The following is a 16,857-nucleotide window of genomic DNA, read 5'->3' on the forward strand; positions in this document are numbered from 1 at the left end:
CATGGCCCGGCGTTACCCATTACTTGGCTGCCAGCTGGCGAAGCACGTACTGCAGCAGGCCGCCATGACGGAAGTACTCGACTTCCTTCGGGGTCAGCAGCATTACCGAGACCTCAAAGGTCTTCTTCGTGCCATCGGCCTTGGTCGCGGTGACCGTGGCGCGCTTGCTGGCACCGTCCTGCAGGCCGGTGATGTCGATCACTTCCGAGCCGTCCAGGCCCAGCGTCTGTGCGTTCTCGCCGTTGCGGAACTGCAGCGGCAGCACGCCCATGCCGACCAGGTTGGAGCGGTGGATGCGCTCGAAGCTCTCGGCGATGACCGCCTTCACCCCCAGCAGCAGGGTGCCCTTGGCCGCCCAGTCACGCGACGATCCGGTGCCGTATTCCTTGCCGGCCAGCACCACCAGCGGCACCTTGTCGGCCTTGTACTTCATGGCCGCGTCGTAGATCGCCAGCTTTTCCGGCTGGCCACCACCGGTCGGGTAGTACAGGGTGTTGCCGCCTTCCTCGCCACCGAACATCAGGTTCTTGATGCGGATGTTGGCGAAGGTGCCGCGGACCATCACGTCATCGTTGCCGCGACGGCTGCCGTAGCTGTTGAAGTCGGCCGGCTGCACGCCGCGCTCCTGCAGGAAGCGGCCTGCCGGCGAGTCCTTCTTGATGTTGCCGGCCGGGGAAATGTGGTCGGTGGTGATCGAGTCGCCGAACAGGCCCATCACGCGTGCGCCGTGCACGTCGTCGATGCTGCCGGTCTGCATGGTCATGCCATCGAAGTAGGGCGGGTTCTTGATGTAGGTGGAGGCGTCGCTCCACGCGTACAGGTTGCCGTCCGGCGAGGCGATGGTGTTCCAGCGGGTGTCACCCTTGAACACATCGGCGTAGTTCTGCTTGAACATCTCCGGGCCAATGGTGGCGGCGATGACGTCGCCGATTTCCTTGTTGCTCGGCCAGATGTCGCGCAGGAACACCGGCTGGCCGTCGCTGCCGGTGCCGAGCGGCTGGGTGGTCAGGTCGATGTCGGTGGTGCCGGCGATGGCATAGGCCACCACCAGCGGCGGGCTGGCCAGGTAGTTCATCTTCACTTCGGGGTGCACGCGGCCCTCGAAGTTGCGGTTGCCCGACAGCACCGAGGTGACCACCAGGTCGCCGGCGGCAATGCCGGCGCTGACTTCGGTCGGCAGCGGGCCGGAGTTGCCGATGCAGGTGGTGCAGCCGTAGCCGACCACGTAGAAGCCGATCTTCTCCAGCTCCTTCAGCACGCCGGCCTTTTCCAGGTAATCGGTCACCACGCGCGAGCCTGGGCCGAGCGAGGTCTTGACCCACGGCTGGCGGTTCAGGCCCTTGGCGGCCGCGTTGCGGGCCAGCAGGCCGGCACCGATCATCACCGCCGGGTTGGAGGTGTTGGTGCAGGAGGTGATGGCCGCGATCACCACCGCGCCATCCTTCAGCCGCACCTTGCGGCCTTCGATCTCGATGTCGGCGAAGCCCTTGGTCAGCTGCTCGTTGCCGACCGCGGCGCCGCCGCCTTCGTTGACGAAGGTGGCAACGTCCTCGCTGCGCTTGTCACGGTTGGCGGTCATGCCGACCAGCGCTTCGCGGTAGTTCTTCTGCACGTCTTCCAGCAGCACGCGGTCCTGCGGGCGCTTCGGGCCGGCGAGCGACGGCTTCACCGTGCCCATGTCCAGTTCCAGCGTGCTGCTGTATTGGGCGTGCGGGCTGCCGGGTTCGTGCCACAGGCCCTGCGCCTTGGCGTAGGCCTCGACCAGGTTGATCTGCTCTTCGCTGCGGCCCGACAGGCGCAGGTAGTTCAGCGATTCCGCGTCGATCGGGAAGATGCCGCAGGTGGCGCCGTACTCCGGGGCCATGTTGCCGATGGTGGCGCGGTCGGCCAGCGGCAGGTGCTGCAGGCCGTCACCGTAGAACTCGACGAACTTGCCCACCACGCCCAGCTTGCGCAGCATCTGGGTGACGGTCAGCACCAGGTCGGTGGCGGTGGCGCCCTCGGGCAGCTTGCCGCTCAGCTTGAAGCCGACCACCTGCGGGATCAGCATCGACGACGGCTGGCCGAGCATGGCGGCCTCCGCTTCGATGCCACCCACGCCCCAGCCGAGCACGCCGATGCCGTTGATCATGGTGGTATGGCTGTCGGTACCGAACACGGTGTCGGGGTAGGCAATGTCCTTGCCATCCTTCTGCGCGGTCATCACCACGCGGGCCAGGTTTTCCAGGTTCACCTGGTGGACGATACCGGTGTTGGGTGGCACCACCTTGAAGTTGTCGAAGGCCTTCTGGCCCCAGCGCAGGAAGCCATAGCGTTCCTGGTTGCGCTGGAACTCGATCTTGCCGTTGAGGTCCAGCGCGTCGGGCTTGCCGAACACATCGACCTGCACCGAGTGGTCGATGACCAGTTCGGAGGGAATCTGCGGATTGATCTGCTCCGGCTTGCCGCCGAGCTTGACCACCGCATCGCGCATCGCGGCCAGGTCGACCACGCAGGGCACGCCGGTGAAGTCCTGCAGGACCACGCGCGCCGGCATGAACGCGATCTCGGTGTCCGGCTCGGCCGCCGGGTTCCAGCGGGCCACGGCTTCGATGTGGTCCTTGCCGACAGTGATGCCGCCGTCCTCGTGCCGGAGCAGGTTCTCCAGCAGGATCTTCATCGAGTAGGGCAGGTGGGAGATATCGAAGCGCTGGCCCAGCGTGGGCAGGCTGAAGTAGTCGTAGGTCTTGCCACCGACGTTCAGCTGGCTGCGGGTGGAGAACGAATCGCTCATGCGGGTTAACTCCTTCTTGCGGATGGCTTGCAGTGGCCCGCGCATGGGCAGGCCTGCTTGCGGTGGCCGGCAGTCCGTGCCGCCGGGCAGAAGGCCAGTATCGCCGATGCCGTCGGGGCCGCAGAACTGCGGGCTCAGAACGCAAGGTTATAAATTCGTATGTAGTTTTCGTGTCATGGCGCCGCCGAACCTAGTGCGGGCTGACAGGCTCGAGGCAGTGCCGTATGGCGCCGGGGGACAGGAGGACGACAGCATGGGGGGGCTGCAGGCGCTGGGGGCGGAGCCGTGCTGAGCGATGGTCATCGTGGCGGTCGAGGCGTTCTTGACCGGGCACGGGGGGCGCGCCGCCGACGGGCAGCGCGCCAGTCAGTGGCGATCAGCCACCCAGGAACGGATTGCCGGTCTTGGCGGGAGCCGCGCCCTTGGATTTCACCTTGAGTACGTTGTCCTTGCCGAACTCAAAGACGGTCGATTCCTGCACGTTCTTTCCGAAGTGCTTGATCTTGGCGTAGTCGTAGTACCAGACCTGGATGTCGCCAAGCTGCTCACGACGCGTCGGCGCTCCAAACTTCTCGCGGACCTGGTCCTGGGTCGCCTTGCCCACCTCCAGCTCGTCCAGTTGCTTCTGGGTGATCTCAGTGCCGGTGGTGTGGCCCGCGAACGGATTGGCGTGGGCCGGGCCTGCGGCCAGGGCCAGGGGGGTGGCCAGAGCCAGGGTCAGGATGAATGCGCGCATTGAACGTCCTTTTATGACGAAGGGGGCGTGCGGTGCCGGAGTGTCCCGGCCCGGTACAGCGAGTGCTGCCCGGCCAGTCTAGCGGTCGAATGCGACTGATTCTGGTTCAAGGTCACAGTTCGCCCGATTTGAGGTGTTTACGTCAGGTATGTATAATTCATACATACTTTTTGAGGCCTACCCATGGAAGCCACCGTTGCAGAACGCGGACAGATCACCCTGCCCAAGGCGGTGCGTGATGCCCTCGGCCTGACCAAGGGCACGCTGCTGAAGGTCGAGCTGGACGGCAGCCGCATCATCCTGCGCAAGAGTGTTGACGATGCCATTTCACGGGCGCGCGGCAAGTTCGCGCTGGACGGCTTCGAGTCATCCGACGCGGCCGTGCGCGCGGTGCGTGACGAGGAGTAAGCCGTGATGATCGCCGTCGATTCGCCGGTGCTGGTCGAGCTGCTCAGCAATGGCCCGCAGGCCGATGCCGTGGAAGCCATCCTCCGGCAGAGCCTGGTCGGTGGCCGCGTGGTGGTCTGTGGCGCAACCCTCGCCGAAGTGTGCGCATCGCTGCGCGGTGGTGCCGAGGTGCTCGAAGCGCTGGAAGAGATGGGCGTGCACTTCAACCCGATGGAAGCCAAGTCGGCGCTGCGCGCCGGCGAGATGCACCGCCGTCACCGCCAGCGCGGCGGTAGCCGTCGCAGCCTGGACGAATTCATGGTCGGCGCCCACGCACTGCTGCAGTGCGACGGCCTGATCACCTGGAACGACACGTTTTACCGCGACTACTTCAAGGGCCTGAAGCTGATCGTGCCGCACGCCTGAGCCCACTTTTGATTTTTCAACCTACGCATTACCCGGGAGTTGTCATGTTGGAAGCCTACCGCCACCACGTCGCCGAGCGCGCTGCGCTTGGCATCCCGCCGCTGCCGCTGAGCGCGCAGCAGACGGCCGATGTCATCGAACTGCTGAAGAACCCGCCGCAGGGCGAGGCCGAGTTCCTGCTCGACCTGCTGACCCACCGCGTGCCGGCCGGCGTCGATGACGCGGCCAAGGTCAAGGCCTCGTACCTGGCGGCGATCGCGCTGGGCAGCGAGCAGAACCGGCTGATCAGCCGCGAGCGCGCCACCGAACTGCTGGGTACCATGCTCGGCGGCTACAACGTTGCACCGCTGGTGCAGCTGCTGGACGACGCCAGCGTCGGCACCATCGCCGCCAACGGCCTGAAGAAGACCCTGCTGGTGTTCGATGCGTTCCATGACGTGCAGGAGAAGGCCAAGGCCGGCAACGCCAACGCCCAGGCCGTGCTGCAGAGCTGGGCCGATGCCGAGTGGTTCACCAGCAACCCGGAAGTGCCGCAGAGCCTGACCGTCACCGTGTTCAAGGTGCCGGGCGAAACCAACACCGATGACCTGTCGCCAGCACCGGACGCGACCACCCGCCCGGACATTCCGATGCACGCGCTGGCGATGCTGAAGAACAAGCGCGACGACGCGCCGTTCACCCCGGAAGAAGACGGCAAGCGCGGCCCGATCCAGCAGATCCTGTCGCTGAAGGACAAGGGCCACCTGGTCGCCTACGTCGGCGACGTGGTCGGCACCGGCTCCTCGCGCAAGTCGGCCACCAACAGCGTGCTGTGGTGGACCGGCGATGACATTCCGTACATCCCGAACAAGCGCGCTGGCGGCGTGTGCCTGGGCGGCAAGATCGCCCCGATCTTCTACAACACCATGGAAGATGCCGGTGCGCTGCCGATCGAGCTGGACGTGTCGAAGATGGAGCACGGCGATGTCATCGAGCTGCGTCCGTACGAAGGCAAGGCGCTGAAGAACGGCGAAGTGATCGCCGAGTTCCAGGTCAAGTCCGACGTGCTGTTCGACGAAGTGCGTGCCGGTGGCCGCATCCCGCTGATCATCGGCCGTGGCCTGACCGGCAAGGCGCGCGAAGCGCTGGGCCTGGCCCCGACCGACCTGTTCCGCCTGCCGGTGCAGCCGGCCGATACCGGCAAGGGCTTCTCGCTGGCGCAGAAGATGGTTGGTCGCGCCTGTGGCCTGCCGGAAGGCCAGGGCATGCGCCCGGGCACCTACTGCGAACCGAAGATGACCTCGGTCGGCTCGCAGGACACCACCGGCCCGATGACCCGTGACGAGCTGAAGGACCTGGCCTGCCTGGGCTTCTCGGCCGACCTGGTGATGCAGTCGTTCTGCCACACCGCCGCTTACCCGAAGCCGGTGGACGTGAAGACGCACCACACTCTGCCGGAGTTCATCTCCACCCGTGGCGGCGTTTCCCTGCGCCCGGGCGACGGCGTGATCCACAGCTGGCTCAACCGCATGCTGCTGCCGGACACGGTCGGCACCGGCGGTGACTCGCACACCCGTTTCCCGGTGGGTATTTCGTTCCCGGCCGGCTCGGGCCTGGTCGCCTTCGCCGCTGCCACCGGCGTGATGCCGCTGGACATGCCGGAGTCGGTGCTGGTGCGCTTCAAGGGCAAGATGCAGCCGGGCGTGACCCTGCGTGACCTGGTCAACGCGATCCCGCTGTACGCGATCAAGTCGGGCCTGCTGACCGTGGCCAAGGCGGGCAAGAAGAACATCTTCTCCGGCCGTATCCTGGAAATCGAAGGCCTGCCGGAGCTGAAGGTCGAACAGGCGTTCGAACTGTCCGACGCCTCGGCCGAGCGTTCGGCGGCAGGTTGCTCGGTGCGCCTGAACAAGGAGCCGATCATCGAGTACCTGACCAGCAACATCACCCTGCTGAAGTGGATGATTGCCGAGGGTTACCAGGATCCGCGCTCGCTGCAGCGCCGTATCGAGAAGATGGAAGCGTGGCTGGCCAACCCGCAGCTGCTGGAGCCGGATGCGGACGCCGAGTACGCCGCCGTCATCGAAATCGACCTTGCTGACATCCACGAGCCGATCGTGGCCTGCCCGAACGACCCGGACGACGTGAAGACCCTGTCCGAAGTGGCCGGTGCCAAGATCGACGAGGTGTTCATCGGTTCGTGCATGACCAACATCGGCCACTTCCGCGCCGCTGCCAAGCTGCTGGAAGGCAAGCGTGACCTGCCGACCCGCCTGTGGGTGGCCCCGCCGACCAAGATGGACGCCTCGGAGCTGACCAAGGAAGGCGTGTACGGCACCTTCGGCGCTACCGGCGCACGCATGGAAATGCCGGGCTGCTCGCTGTGCATGGGCAACCAGGCGCAGATCCGCGAAGGCTCCACCGCGATGTCGACCTCGACCCGCAACTTCCCGAACCGTCTGGGCCGCAACACCAACGTGTACCTGGGTTCGGCGGAACTGGCGGCGATCTGCTCGCGCCTGGGCCGCATCCCGACCAAGGAGGAGTACATGGCGGACATCGGCGTGATCAACGCCAATGGTGCGGAGATCTACCGCTACATGAACTTCGACCAGATCGAGGAATACCAGGACGTGGCCAGCACGGTCGCTGTCTGATGCGGTAACGGAAAACCCCCGGCTCGCGCCGGGGGTTTTTTTGTGAGCGGACGACGCATGGTAGTGCCGGCCGCTGGTAGGCAACCCGTTGAAACGAAGAACCGCAGGTGAAAGCCGGGTTTTTCATTGTGCCCGGCCAGGTGGCCTAGCCCATCCGCCTCGCGGTGAGGGCCTGCTCGTGGGCGAGGTCCTGCTGGGCGACCTGCTGTGCCTGCGAAATCTGCTCGGCCTTGGCGAGCGACTGTTCTACGGGCGTATTGACGGCCTCACTGATTGGAACCGACGCCCGCAGGTGTGCTGGATTGTCGAGCGCTCCCTGCACAACGAACATGCGAGAGGCTGAGCCATCGCTCGGTGAATTGCCCAGTACAACATGATCGACGCGTTCCAGGCCGCTGGCCTTGGCCGCCGCAAGCAGGCCGGCCGTCACGCGCTCACTGGTTTCATCGAAGCTGCGCCCGTGCCTGGCATCCACGGCGGATACACCCTCGCGAATCTGCCGGTAGAGCGCATGGTCTGGATGGCCTTCCTTCCTGGGATCCTGGCCTGCCCTGTCCAAGGTTGATTCAATGCTCTCCTGCAAAGGGGTCCTGGGAGAGAAAGCGGGATTGCTGAGAGAGGGCGAGCCCTTGTCGGTTGCATCCTGGATCAGTTTATCGCCAGGCCTGAGCGCATTGCGGGCCCGCTGCTCGGCTTCAGCTTCGTGGCGGGCGTATGCACCGGCTTCCTCGACACCGCGCAGGAAATTGATACCGTCGCGCAGCAGACCGGGCCCGCCGCCGACAAGCACGGTCGCACCCGCACGTAGTTGATGAACATCCCTGCGGTAGTCGGCAATCCGGCGCAGGTCCTCAGGATCCGTAACGCGCGCCTGTGGATTGTCCAGTACAGATTGCACCGGGCCCTTATCGGTCATGCGATCAAGGAAATGAACCACTCGATGGGAGTCGCCCAACTGGACCGCCACCGCGGCGGACATGACATGGCCGCTCTTCATCCCGGGTGTTCCGATAGAGGCGATGCGCTGGCCGTGCTCGGCGTTGCGCAGGATCTCCAGTTCCCTGGGCAGCGCATACATCTCGACCTTGCCGTAATGGGGACCGCTGGCACTGACCAGGTCGCCTGCCAAGACGTGGTTGGTGAAGGGCGCCGCGCTGGCTGGCTGGCCTTCAGGAAGGCGATATGCCAGCCCGGCGGCACCGTAGGGATTGAACGCGTCGCCGGGGAGGTTGTAGTGGTGTGCAGTGATCTGTGCGAGCGCGCCGCCCAGGGAGTGGCCGGTGACGGAAACTTGGCCATATCCATTTGCGTAAGCCAGCTCGATTGCCTGCTTGGTCAGCGCGAGGGCATCATCAATTTGCGCGTTGATTCTGGCGGTGACCATCGCCGCATCGATGCCGCCATCAATCAGAGGCTGGCGATCAAACTCGGTACCGCGATGGGTGACGATTACTTCTTTGGATTCGAGATTATGGTAAATGACGCCTTGGTAGCCGGTGGCGGAGTTTAGGCTGGCCAATACTCGATATTCCGTCCCGGCAATGGTAACAATGGTCTTGGGTTCAGGGAGCGGATCCTTGTAGACATGATCGGAGAGGGCTGCATTTGCTCCAGGATTCATTGGGCTGTTCCTTCAGTCCGTGTGGAGATTTCGATTGGGAAGTAATCCTTTCGCTTATCCTGAGACATCTTCTCGTACCAAGTCGAAGGCTCGGTAGGCGTCCACTCTGGCGATCCCCCTGAAGTCATAGGGCGTAAGGCGCGATGTACGTAGGTAGTAGAGAGTTTCCCGGTTTCAAGCTTTGTAAATGAAGTCCATGCGGTTGCTTGGATAGGGCGACCATCAATGATGAAGGCGAATGAAGCTTCCACGAGCACGGGTGTCCAAGTGCACGGACCACGACCGTAATAGTCGGCAACTTCCATACCGTCGTTGAAAACAGCACTGCTGAATTCAGTTGCACTGAGGCGCTGTGCCTGAACCTCAACCTTGTGCTGGTTCGGCTCGTACTGCACCCCCTCCCAATTGTTGACCGGAGGCAGACAGAGTGGGTCTATCTCATACGTGACGAAGACCGAAGGAACGGGAACATCCACGGGTGCATCGTGGACCCGAATCACAATCGGCAGCGCATCCCTTGGCGCAGGATTCTCGCGATAGACCGGGAACGAGCGTTCCTTGTTGCAGCCTGCGACAACCAGTGTGATCAAGGCGATCAACGCAACACGAGCAAGGCTGGGGACGGATTTCAGCATGAGCGGTCCATGTCGCAGCAGGATTGTCCTTGATCCTTGGAACATGCGGTCTCATCACGAACGACGGCGCCACATCCGGGCAAATGCGACAGGTTGCGCAGCGGGTATTGTCCGTTACCCGGACTTCCCACCCTGTGTACCCGAGCAGCGCGGCCTTGCGGGGTAACGTTCATCGGCGTTCCATTGCTGTGCGATACCTGACTATACGACCCGCTCCAGCCGCGCTCCAAGTCGGTGTCCTGCGGGCCTCCCGTTTGGCGCGCATGGCTTGCGGCAGGATCAAACCTCGATCAGCGCCGTTGAAACATGTCGAAAGTGCTGGCGGCGGATCGGCAATGGAGCCTGACGTCTCTTGCAGGTGTCCAGCAGGGAGCGGAGCCGAGCGTGGGCTCGGCTCTACAGGGGCCTGTCAGCCGCGGGCGAGGGCGAGCAACCGCTCGGCGATCCTCTCCAGTGGCACCTGTTCCTCGGCAGCGCCCAGCTTGAACGCGGCACCGGGCATGCCCCAGACCACGCTGGTCGCTTCGTCCTGCACCAGCGTTGGGGCGCCGGCCTGGCGCATTTCCAGCAGGCCGCGCGCGCCGTCGTCACCCATGCCGGTGAGGATGGCACCGATGGCATTGCCACCGGCGCTCTGCGCGACCGAGCGGAACAGCACGTCCACCGCGGGCTTGTGCCGGTTCACTGCCGGGCCGTCGTCGACGCGGCAGCGCCAGCGCGCACCGTCGCGGATGATGCGCAGGTGCTTGCCGCCGGGCGGGAGGTAGGCGTGGCCGGGCAGCACCGCTTCGCCGTCGCTGGCCTCGCGCACGGCCATTGCCGAGTGTCGGTCCAGGCGTTCGGCAAAGGCGCTGCTGAAGCTGGCCGGCAGGTGCTGGGTCATCACCACGGCGGGTGCATCGGCAGGCATGCCTTCCAGCACCACGCGCAGCGCTTCGGTGCCACCGGCTGACGAGCCGATCGCGATCAGGCGGTCGGTGGTACGGAACTGCGGCGAGGCAGCACGCGTCGCCGGCGCTGCGTCCAGCGTGAGCTTGGGGGCGCTGGCACGCACCAGCGGACGCACGCGCGAGCGCGCCGCCATCTTGACCTTGGCGATGATCTCCTCGGCATAGCCCTGCAGGCCGCGGGCCACGTCCAGCTTGGGCTTGGAGACGAAATCCACGGCGCCCAGCGCCAGTGCCTGCAGGGTGGTGTCGGCGCCTCGCTCGGTCAGCGAAGAAATCATCACCACCGGCAGCGGATGCAGGCGCATCAGGTTTTCCAGGAACGCCAGCCCGTCCATGCGCGGCATTTCCACGTCCAGGGTGATCACGTCCGGGAGCAGGCGCTTGATCTTCTCGCGTGCCAACAGCGGGTCAGCCGCAGTGCCGACCACGTCGATGGCCGGGTCGCTGGACAGGATTTCCGTGAGCATCTGCCGCACGACGGCGGAGTCGTCGACGATCAGGACCCGGCAGGGGGCGTTGCCGGTCAGGGTCATTCGAACAGCTCCACGCCGCCGGTGACCGGCGCCTTGGACAGGCGTGCACGTACCGCCGATTCGGTCGCGGCCACTTCGGCCTCATGGGCATGCGGCAGGCGCTGCACCACCACGCGGCCGGTATCGGCGAAGAACCAGATCTTGCGCGGATGGATGCCGCACAGGTCCTCGGCAATGATCGGAATGTGCTCGGCCTGAAGGTACTGGCGGACAAACTCGGCGTTGCGGGTGCCAACCGGGTTGCTGGTGAAGCCCTTCAGCACGTTGGCGCCACCGAACACCTTGGCCTCGATGCGCTTGCGGTGGGCACCACGCTTGAGCATGTCGTTGATCAGCAGTTCCATCGCGTAGCTGCCGTAGCGCGCGGGCGCGCCGTCACCGGCGTTGCCCTCGGGCAGCAGGAAGTGGTTCATGCCGCCGATCTTCAGCACCGGGTCGCGCAGGCAGGCGGCTACGCACGAGCCCAGCGTGGTGGTCAGCGCGGTGGTGTCATCGACCACCAGGTACTGGGTCGGCAGCAGCTTGGCGGCGACGGTCTGGAAGCGCGCATCCTGGTAGCGCATGACATCGTCGGTACGCAGCGAGGCATTCATGCGCCGGCCTTCGCCGCACGGCGGTACAGGGTGCGGCCGCAGGGCTGGATCAGGTCGGCGGCGTGCAGATAGTTCTCCGAATGGCCGGTGTAGAGCAGACCGTCATCGGCCAGGTGCTGCACCAGGCGGCCGAGGATCGCGCGCTGGGTCGGCTTGTCGAAGTAGATCATCACGTTGCGGCAGAACAGTGCGTCGAACGGGCCACCGACGTCGTAGCGCGGGGCGAGCAGGTTCAACGGGCGGAATTCGATCAGCTCGCGCAGCGCAGGCAGCACGCGGCACTGGCCCTCGTTGGGGCCGCTGCCACGCTGGAAGTAGCGGCGGCGCAGGTCCGGATCGAGGCTGGCGACGCGATCGATGTTGTAGACGCCACGGCCGGCGGTGGCCAGCACCTGGGTGTCGACGTCAGTGGCGATGATGCGTACCGGCGGCTTCAGGGTGCCAAAGGCCTCGCACGCGGTGATCGCCATCGAATAGGGCTCTTCGCCGGTGGACGCCGCGCACGACCACAGCAGCAACGGCGTGCGGCTGGAGCGCTGCTGCAGTTCTTCGCGCAGCTTGTCGAAGTGGTGCGGTTCGCGGAAGAACGAGGTCAGATTGGTGGTCAGGGCGTTGGTGAACGCCTGCCACTCGTCACCATCTTCCTGCTCCAGATGGTCCAGGTACTGCTGGAAGCTGCGCATGCCCAGCGTGCGCAGGCGGCGCGAAAGGCGGCCATAGACCATGTCGCGCTTTGCCGGCGCAAGCGCAATGCCCACGCGCTGGTAGATCAGGTCGCAGACGCGGCGGAAATCACGGTCGGCGAACTCGAATTCGCGTGGGCCGGTAACGATGGGAGTAGGACTTTGCACGGGGGACGTGTCCATCGGCGGGGGCAGCGGCCGAAGCCGCTACGGGTGGGTCTCAGAATTCCTGCCAGTCGCTGTCGCTGGCGACGAAGGTGCCGGCGTTGCTGCTACGACGTGGCGATATCGGTGCAGGTGCTGCCGCGCGGCTTGGCTGCGGAGGTGCCACGGTGGTGACTCTCGCCGGCTCGACCCGCGCGGCAACGGCCTGCATCGCGGCCGAGACCTGGTTGTCGAGCCGGAAGATCGCCACGGCATCTGCAAGCTGTGCGGCCTGGTCTTCCATCGCACGTGCGGCAGCGGTGGCTTCCTCCACCAGCGCGGCGTTCTGCTGGGTGGTTTCGTCCATCTGCACCACGGTCTGGTTGACCTGCTCGATGCCCGCGCTCTGCTCCTGCGAGGCGGCGGAAATCTCGGCCATGATGTCGGTCACGCGCTGCACCGAGGCGACGATCTCGCCCATGGTGCTGCCGGCCTGGTGGACCAGGCTGGAGCCCTCGGCAACCTTGCCGACGGAGTCGTCGATCAGGCCCTTGATCTCTTTGGCGGCAGCCGCCGAGCGCTGGGCGAGGGTGCGCACTTCGCTGGCGACCACGGCGAAGCCGCGGCCCTGTTCACCGGCACGCGCGGCTTCCACGGCGGCATTCAGCGCCAGGATGTTGGTCTGGAACGCAATGCCGTCGATGACGCTGATGATCTCGGCGATCTTCTTCGACGAGGCTTCGATGGCCGACATGGTGGTGACCACTTGGCCGACGACTTCACCGCCCTGCGAGGCGACGCCATGGGCGCCGATGGCGAGCTGGTTGGCCTGGCGGGCGTGCTCGGCGTTCTGGCGCACGGTGGAGGTCAGTTCCTCCATCGAGGCCGCGGTTTCCTCCAGGTTGGCGGCCTGCTGCTCGGTACGGCGCGACAGGTCGCTGTTGCCCGAGGCGATCTCGCCGGCGGCCAGGGTGATGCTGGATGCGCTGGCCTGGATCTGGCCGACGATCTGGGTCAGCTGCGCGACCGTGGTGTTGGCATCATCCCGCATGCGGGCGAACACGCCATTGAACTGGCCTTCCATGCGTGCGGTCAGGTCGCCGGTGGCGATCGACTGCAGCAGCTGCGAGAGCTGGCCGAGGTTGCCGTCAGCCACCTGCATCATGGTGTTGAGGTGCTCGATCATCAGCTTGAAGTCGTGCTGGAACCGCTGTGCGTCGCCGCGCTGGCTGAAGTCACCGGCGGCGGCTGCCGCAGCCAGGTGCTGGATCTGCGAATTGATGGCCAGCAGGCTGGCCTTGGCCGCGTCCATGGATTCGTGCAGGATCGCGCGGCTGCCGGGCAGGCGGCGTGCATCCGGGCTCAGGTTGCCGATGGCGTACTGGTTGAGTACTTCAATGGCATCGACGATCGCATCGAGGTGTTCGAAGATCACCGTGTTGATGCCGTTGGCCAGCTGGCCGTAGACACCCGGGAAATCTTCCGGGATGCGATGGCTGATGTCCGGGCCAGCGTGCATCTGTGCCATCAGCTGTGTCTGCTCGCTGAAGCGTCGCAGCATCGCCGTCATCTCGGCGGTGGCAGCGAGCATCCTGCCGGCTTCATCCTTGCTGGTGGCCTGGGTGCTGACGCTGAGATCACCGCGGGCAACGGCCTGGATGGCATGCACGGCCTTGCCGAGTGGGCCGGTCACTGCCCGCGAGATGACGATGGCCAGCGCGGCAGCGACCAGCGACAGCAGCACGATGCAGCCGATGATGGCAATCATGCTGGTGCGGTGGGTGGCGTTGGCGTCGGCAATCTTGCCGTCCATCTGGCCGGCGATGTGGGTTCCCAGTGCCTTCATTGCAGCGAAGAGGTCGCGACGCCCCGGGCGCGACTGCTCGTCGGAGATCTGCTGGGCCTGTGCGCCATCACCGGCGGCAACGGCGTCGCGCATCGCCTTGTTTGCGGCGAAGTAGCGGTCCAGCTGCGCGCTGGCCGCGCGATACAGTTCACGCTCCTTGTCCAGCGCCGGCAGCGCCGCGTACGCCGCCAACTCGTCATGCACGGCCTTGGCGGTGTCGTCCATGCGCTTGTTGTAGTCGGCGACCTTGTCCGGCTGGTCGAGCATGCTCAGCTGGGCCAGTTCGTAGGTGCGGAACTCGCCCAGCTGCGAGCGTGCCTCGCCCAGGTGCTGGACCGAGGGGATATCGTTGCCAGCCATGTCGCGCAACTGCGCGTTGGCCTCGCTCAGGCGCAGCAGTGCGAAGGCGCCGAGGATCAGGGTCATCAAGGTGGTGAGGGTGAACCCCACGGCCAGCTTGCGGGCGATGGGCAGATCTTGGAACCACTTCATGCAGGGTGCTCCAGGTGGGCAGAGTGCCGGCGTCTGTGCGCCGGTTTGGGGGTGGTTGCAGAGCGAACGGGGGTGCCCGGTGGGGTTCGGTGACGACCGTCAAAGCGAAATAACGGCGCCGTCCGCGCGGACTTTATGGACGCAGATCACATTCGGTTGCGTAGGGATGACGGCGCGAAAGTGCTGGTCTGGCGGGGCTTGCGCTCGGATGACGTGGTTGCGCGCGAAACCATCGCCTCGACGGAGTTCACAGAAGGGATGGGGTCAGATCCCTTTTCCCTGAAAAGGGATCTGACCCCGGCTGGAATGGAGCACACAAACAAAACCGCCGCCCCGAAGGGCGGCGGTCCATTACCCGCATGCGGCGTGGATCAGGCGGCCTGCGGCATCCGCAGCGAGCGCACCAGTCCGCCGATGTCGACGATCAACGCGACGCGGCCGTCGCCAAGGATGGTGGCACCGGACACCCCGCCGATACGGCGGTAGTTGTTCTCGATGTTCTTCACCACCACCTGCTGCTGGCCGACCAGTTCGTCCACTTCCAGCGCGATTTTCTGGCCATCGCCTTCCACCACCACCACCAGCGATTCGCTGCCCGGTGCGCGGTTGCCGTAGCCGTAGTACTCGCTCAACGACAGGATCGGCAGGTACTCGCCGCGCACGCGCAGCACGCGGCCTTCGCCGGCCATGCTGCGGATATCCTCGGGCTGCGGTTGCAACGCCTCAAGCACATAGGCAAGCGGCAGGATCAGGGTTTCGCCGGCCACGGCCACCGTCATGCCATCGAGGATGGCCAGGGTCAGCGGCAGGCGGATCAGCGTGCGGGTGCCGGTACCGAGGCTGCTTTCGATCTGCACCTCGCCGCCCAGTGCCTGGATGTTGCGGCGGACCACGTCCATGCCGACGCCACGCCCGGACAGGTCGGTGACCGCATCGGCCGTGGAGAAGCCAGGTTGGAAGATCAGGTCCCAGACCTGCGAATCGGTCGGGTTGTCCGGCACGGCCAGGCCGCGTTCGTGAGCCTTGGCCAGGATCTTGGCGCGGTCCAGGCCGCGACCGTCGTCGCTGACTTCGATGACGATATGGCCGCCCTGATGCGAAGCTGCCAGCGTGATCGTGCCGGTCTCGTCCTTGCCCGCACCGCGGCGGACGTCGGGCATTTCCAGGCCGTGGTCGATCGAGTTGCGCACCAGGTGCACCAGCGGATCGGCGATCTTTTCGATCAGACCCTTGTCCAGTTCGGTGCCTTCGCCGACGGTGCGCAGGCGCACCTGCTTGCCGAGGCGGCTGGACAGGTCACGGACCAGGCGCGGGAAGCGGCGGAACACCGCATCGACGGGCAGCATGCGCACGCCGATCACCGCTTCCTGCAGGTCGCGGGTGTTGCGTTCAAGCTGGTCCAGGCCAGCGAACAGGCTCTCGGCGTGGACCGGGTCCAGTGCGTGCGAGACCTGCTTGAGCATGGCCTGGGTGATGACCAGTTCGCCGACCAGGTTGATCAGCGCATCGACCTTGTCGACGCTGACGCGGATCGAGGTTTCCGCTTCCTGGCTGGCACCACCGTTGGCAGCAGGCGTGGCAGGTGCAGACGGGGCCGCTGCGACCGGAGCGGGAGCCGCTGCGGCCGGCGCCTCGGTGGCCAGGCTCGGCGGCGCGGCGGGACGGATGTCCAGCTCGCAATCGTCCAGCACCCAGGCGAAGGTGTCTTCGATCTTGCTGCGCGGCACCTTACCAACCAGGCCCAGGTCCCACGCAAGATGCGCTTCGAGCGGATCAAGCTGGGCGAAGCCCGGCAGGCGCTCCATGCGCGCGGCGACCTGCAGCGAACCGAGGTGTTCCAGTTCGCGGATGATGCGCAGCGGGTCGTTGCCGCTCATGAACAGCGACGGCGCTGGAGTGAAACCGATCTGCCAGGCTTCCGGCGTATCGTCCACCTTGGCTGCGGCGGCCGACGGGGCGCTCGCTGCGGCCTGGCCGGAAAGAACCGCTTCCAGGCGCGCCTTCACCGCAGCGACTGCAGCCGGATCGGCAGCCTGGCCGTGTTCGGCTTCGCGCAGCAGGGCGCGCAGCACGTCCACCGAGGACAGCATGGCGTCGACGGCGTGGCCTTCCAGGGCCCGCTTGCCGGCGCGCAGCTCATCGAGCAGCGTTTCCAGCACGTGGGTCAGGCCGGCGATCGCGTCGAAGCCGAAGGTGCCGGCGCCGCCCTTGATCGAGTGGGCGGCGCGGAATACCGAATTGATGATCTCCGCGTCCTGCTGCCCCGATTCCAGGGCCAGCAGGCCAGCCTCCATCGCATCGAGGCCTTCGCGGCTCTCCTCGAAGAAGGTGGCGTGGAAGCGTTGCAGGTCCATGCTCATGGCAGTGGTGATCCGGAAGCGAAGAGGGGGAGCAGCGCCGGG

General features: G+C 65.6%; 12 protein-coding genes. 3 read left to right on the forward strand and 9 right to left on the reverse strand.

Going from position 1 to position 16,857, the window contains the following annotated elements:
• Positions 1–19 precede the first annotated feature (19 nt).
• Positions 20–2,773 carry an aconitate hydratase AcnA gene (gene acnA / locus ACM0O9_RS18210; protein WP_235649562.1) on the reverse strand — a complete coding sequence of 918 codons (2,754 nt, stop codon included), beginning with the start codon at positions 2,771–2,773 and terminating at the stop codon, positions 20–22.
• Between the two features lie 376 nt (positions 2,774–3,149).
• Entirely contained in the window at positions 3,150–3,509 is a 360-nt protein-coding gene (gene bamE, locus ACM0O9_RS18215) for an outer membrane protein assembly factor BamE domain-containing protein (RefSeq protein WP_235649563.1), read from the reverse strand.
• Between the two features lie 183 nt (positions 3,510–3,692).
• Here bamE and ACM0O9_RS18220 point away from each other — a divergent pair, with 183 nt between their 5' ends.
• Genes ACM0O9_RS18220 through acnB form a run of 3 tightly spaced genes read left to right on the forward strand, consistent with a single transcriptional unit; the run spans position 3,693 to position 6,958 of the window.
• Positions 3,693–3,917 carry an AbrB/MazE/SpoVT family DNA-binding domain-containing protein gene (locus tag ACM0O9_RS18220; protein WP_005409505.1) on the forward strand — a complete coding sequence of 75 codons (225 nt, stop codon included), beginning with the start codon at positions 3,693–3,695 and terminating at the stop codon, positions 3,915–3,917.
• Between the two features lie 6 nt (positions 3,918–3,923).
• Complete coding sequence (locus ACM0O9_RS18225) at positions 3,924–4,322, forward strand: type II toxin-antitoxin system VapC family toxin (protein WP_005416402.1); 399 nt, start codon at positions 3,924–3,926, stop codon at positions 4,320–4,322.
• 44 nt (positions 4,323–4,366) lie between these two features.
• Positions 4,367–6,958 carry a bifunctional aconitate hydratase 2/2-methylisocitrate dehydratase gene (gene acnB, locus ACM0O9_RS18230; RefSeq protein WP_414604237.1) on the forward strand — a complete coding sequence of 864 codons (2,592 nt, stop codon included), beginning with the start codon at positions 4,367–4,369 and terminating at the stop codon, positions 6,956–6,958.
• Positions 6,959–7,103: 145 nt separating this feature from the next.
• On the opposite strand, the gene ACM0O9_RS18235 is transcribed toward acnB, so the two are convergent.
• The 7 genes from ACM0O9_RS18235 to ACM0O9_RS18265 all read right to left on the reverse strand — a co-directional run bounded on the left by ACM0O9_RS18235 (position 7,104) and on the right by ACM0O9_RS18265 (position 16,815).
• A complete protein-coding gene (locus tag ACM0O9_RS18235) occupies positions 7,104–8,579 on the reverse strand; it encodes an XVIPCD domain-containing protein (protein WP_414604238.1) in 1,476 nt (491 codons plus the stop codon).
• Positions 8,576–9,214 (reverse strand): hypothetical protein, encoded by a 639-nt coding sequence (locus ACM0O9_RS18240; RefSeq protein WP_095379478.1) that lies wholly within the window; start codon positions 9,212–9,214, stop codon positions 8,576–8,578. Before ACM0O9_RS18240 ends, ACM0O9_RS18235 begins: the two co-directional genes overlap by 4 nt.
• A gap of 409 nt (positions 9,215–9,623) precedes the next feature.
• Positions 9,624–10,697, reverse strand: coding sequence for a protein-glutamate methylesterase/protein-glutamine glutaminase (locus ACM0O9_RS18245; RefSeq protein WP_155760296.1), 1,074 nt, complete (start codon positions 10,695–10,697; stop codon positions 9,624–9,626).
• A complete protein-coding gene (gene cheD, locus ACM0O9_RS18250) occupies positions 10,694–11,290 on the reverse strand; it encodes a chemoreceptor glutamine deamidase CheD (RefSeq protein WP_065177632.1) in 597 nt (198 codons plus the stop codon). The genes ACM0O9_RS18245 and cheD overlap by 4 nt, the downstream gene beginning before the upstream one ends.
• Positions 11,287–12,156 (reverse strand): CheR family methyltransferase, encoded by an 870-nt coding sequence (locus ACM0O9_RS18255; protein WP_049416359.1) that lies wholly within the window; start codon positions 12,154–12,156, stop codon positions 11,287–11,289. The genes cheD and ACM0O9_RS18255 overlap by 4 nt, the downstream gene beginning before the upstream one ends.
• Before the next feature lie 37 nt (positions 12,157–12,193).
• The gene (locus ACM0O9_RS18260) at positions 12,194–14,455 is read right to left on the reverse strand and encodes a methyl-accepting chemotaxis protein (RefSeq protein ID WP_495495897.1); all 2,262 of its coding nucleotides are present in this window, start codon (positions 14,453–14,455) and stop codon (positions 12,194–12,196) included.
• 371 nt (positions 14,456–14,826) lie between these two features.
• On the reverse strand, positions 14,827–16,815 hold the full coding sequence (locus tag ACM0O9_RS18265) for a chemotaxis protein CheA (protein WP_111127755.1): 1,989 nt from the start codon (positions 16,813–16,815) through the stop codon (positions 14,827–14,829).
• Between the last annotated feature and the right edge of the window lie 42 nt (positions 16,816–16,857).

It is taken from the genome of Stenotrophomonas sp. FR012 (assembly GCF_047520565.2).
Taxonomy (GTDB): Bacteria; Pseudomonadota; Gammaproteobacteria; order Xanthomonadales; family Xanthomonadaceae; genus Stenotrophomonas; species Stenotrophomonas sepilia.

What these genes read in the sequence shown, in the direction of transcription:
- ACM0O9_RS18240 (WP_095379478.1), bottom strand. Translation starts at nt 9,214, where the DNA reads ATGCTGAAATCCGTCCCCAGCCTTGCTCGTGTTGCGTTGATCGCCTTG.
- acnA (WP_235649562.1), bottom strand. Translation starts at nt 2,773, where the DNA reads ATGAGCGATTCGTTCTCCACCCGCAGCCAGCTGAACGTCGGTGGCAAG.
- ACM0O9_RS18220 (WP_005409505.1), top strand. Translation starts at nt 3,693, where the DNA reads ATGGAAGCCACCGTTGCAGAACGCGGACAGATCACCCTGCCCAAGGCG.
- bamE (WP_235649563.1), bottom strand. Translation starts at nt 3,509, where the DNA reads ATGCGCGCATTCATCCTGACCCTGGCTCTGGCCACCCCCCTGGCCCTG.
- cheD (WP_065177632.1), bottom strand. Translation starts at nt 11,290, where the DNA reads ATGAATGCCTCGCTGCGTACCGACGATGTCATGCGCTACCAGGATGCG.
- ACM0O9_RS18255 (WP_049416359.1), bottom strand. Translation starts at nt 12,156, where the DNA reads ATGGACACGTCCCCCGTGCAAAGTCCTACTCCCATCGTTACCGGCCCA.
- ACM0O9_RS18235 (WP_414604238.1), bottom strand. Translation starts at nt 8,579, where the DNA reads ATGAATCCTGGAGCAAATGCAGCCCTCTCCGATCATGTCTACAAGGAT.
- ACM0O9_RS18225 (WP_005416402.1), top strand. Translation starts at nt 3,924, where the DNA reads ATGATCGCCGTCGATTCGCCGGTGCTGGTCGAGCTGCTCAGCAATGGC.
- ACM0O9_RS18265 (WP_111127755.1), bottom strand. Translation starts at nt 16,815, where the DNA reads ATGAGCATGGACCTGCAACGCTTCCACGCCACCTTCTTCGAGGAGAGC.
- acnB (WP_414604237.1), top strand. Translation starts at nt 4,367, where the DNA reads ATGTTGGAAGCCTACCGCCACCACGTCGCCGAGCGCGCTGCGCTTGGC.
- ACM0O9_RS18260 (WP_495495897.1), bottom strand. Translation starts at nt 14,455, where the DNA reads ATGAAGTGGTTCCAAGATCTGCCCATCGCCCGCAAGCTGGCCGTGGGG.
- ACM0O9_RS18245 (WP_155760296.1), bottom strand. Translation starts at nt 10,697, where the DNA reads ATGACCCTGACCGGCAACGCCCCCTGCCGGGTCCTGATCGTCGACGAC.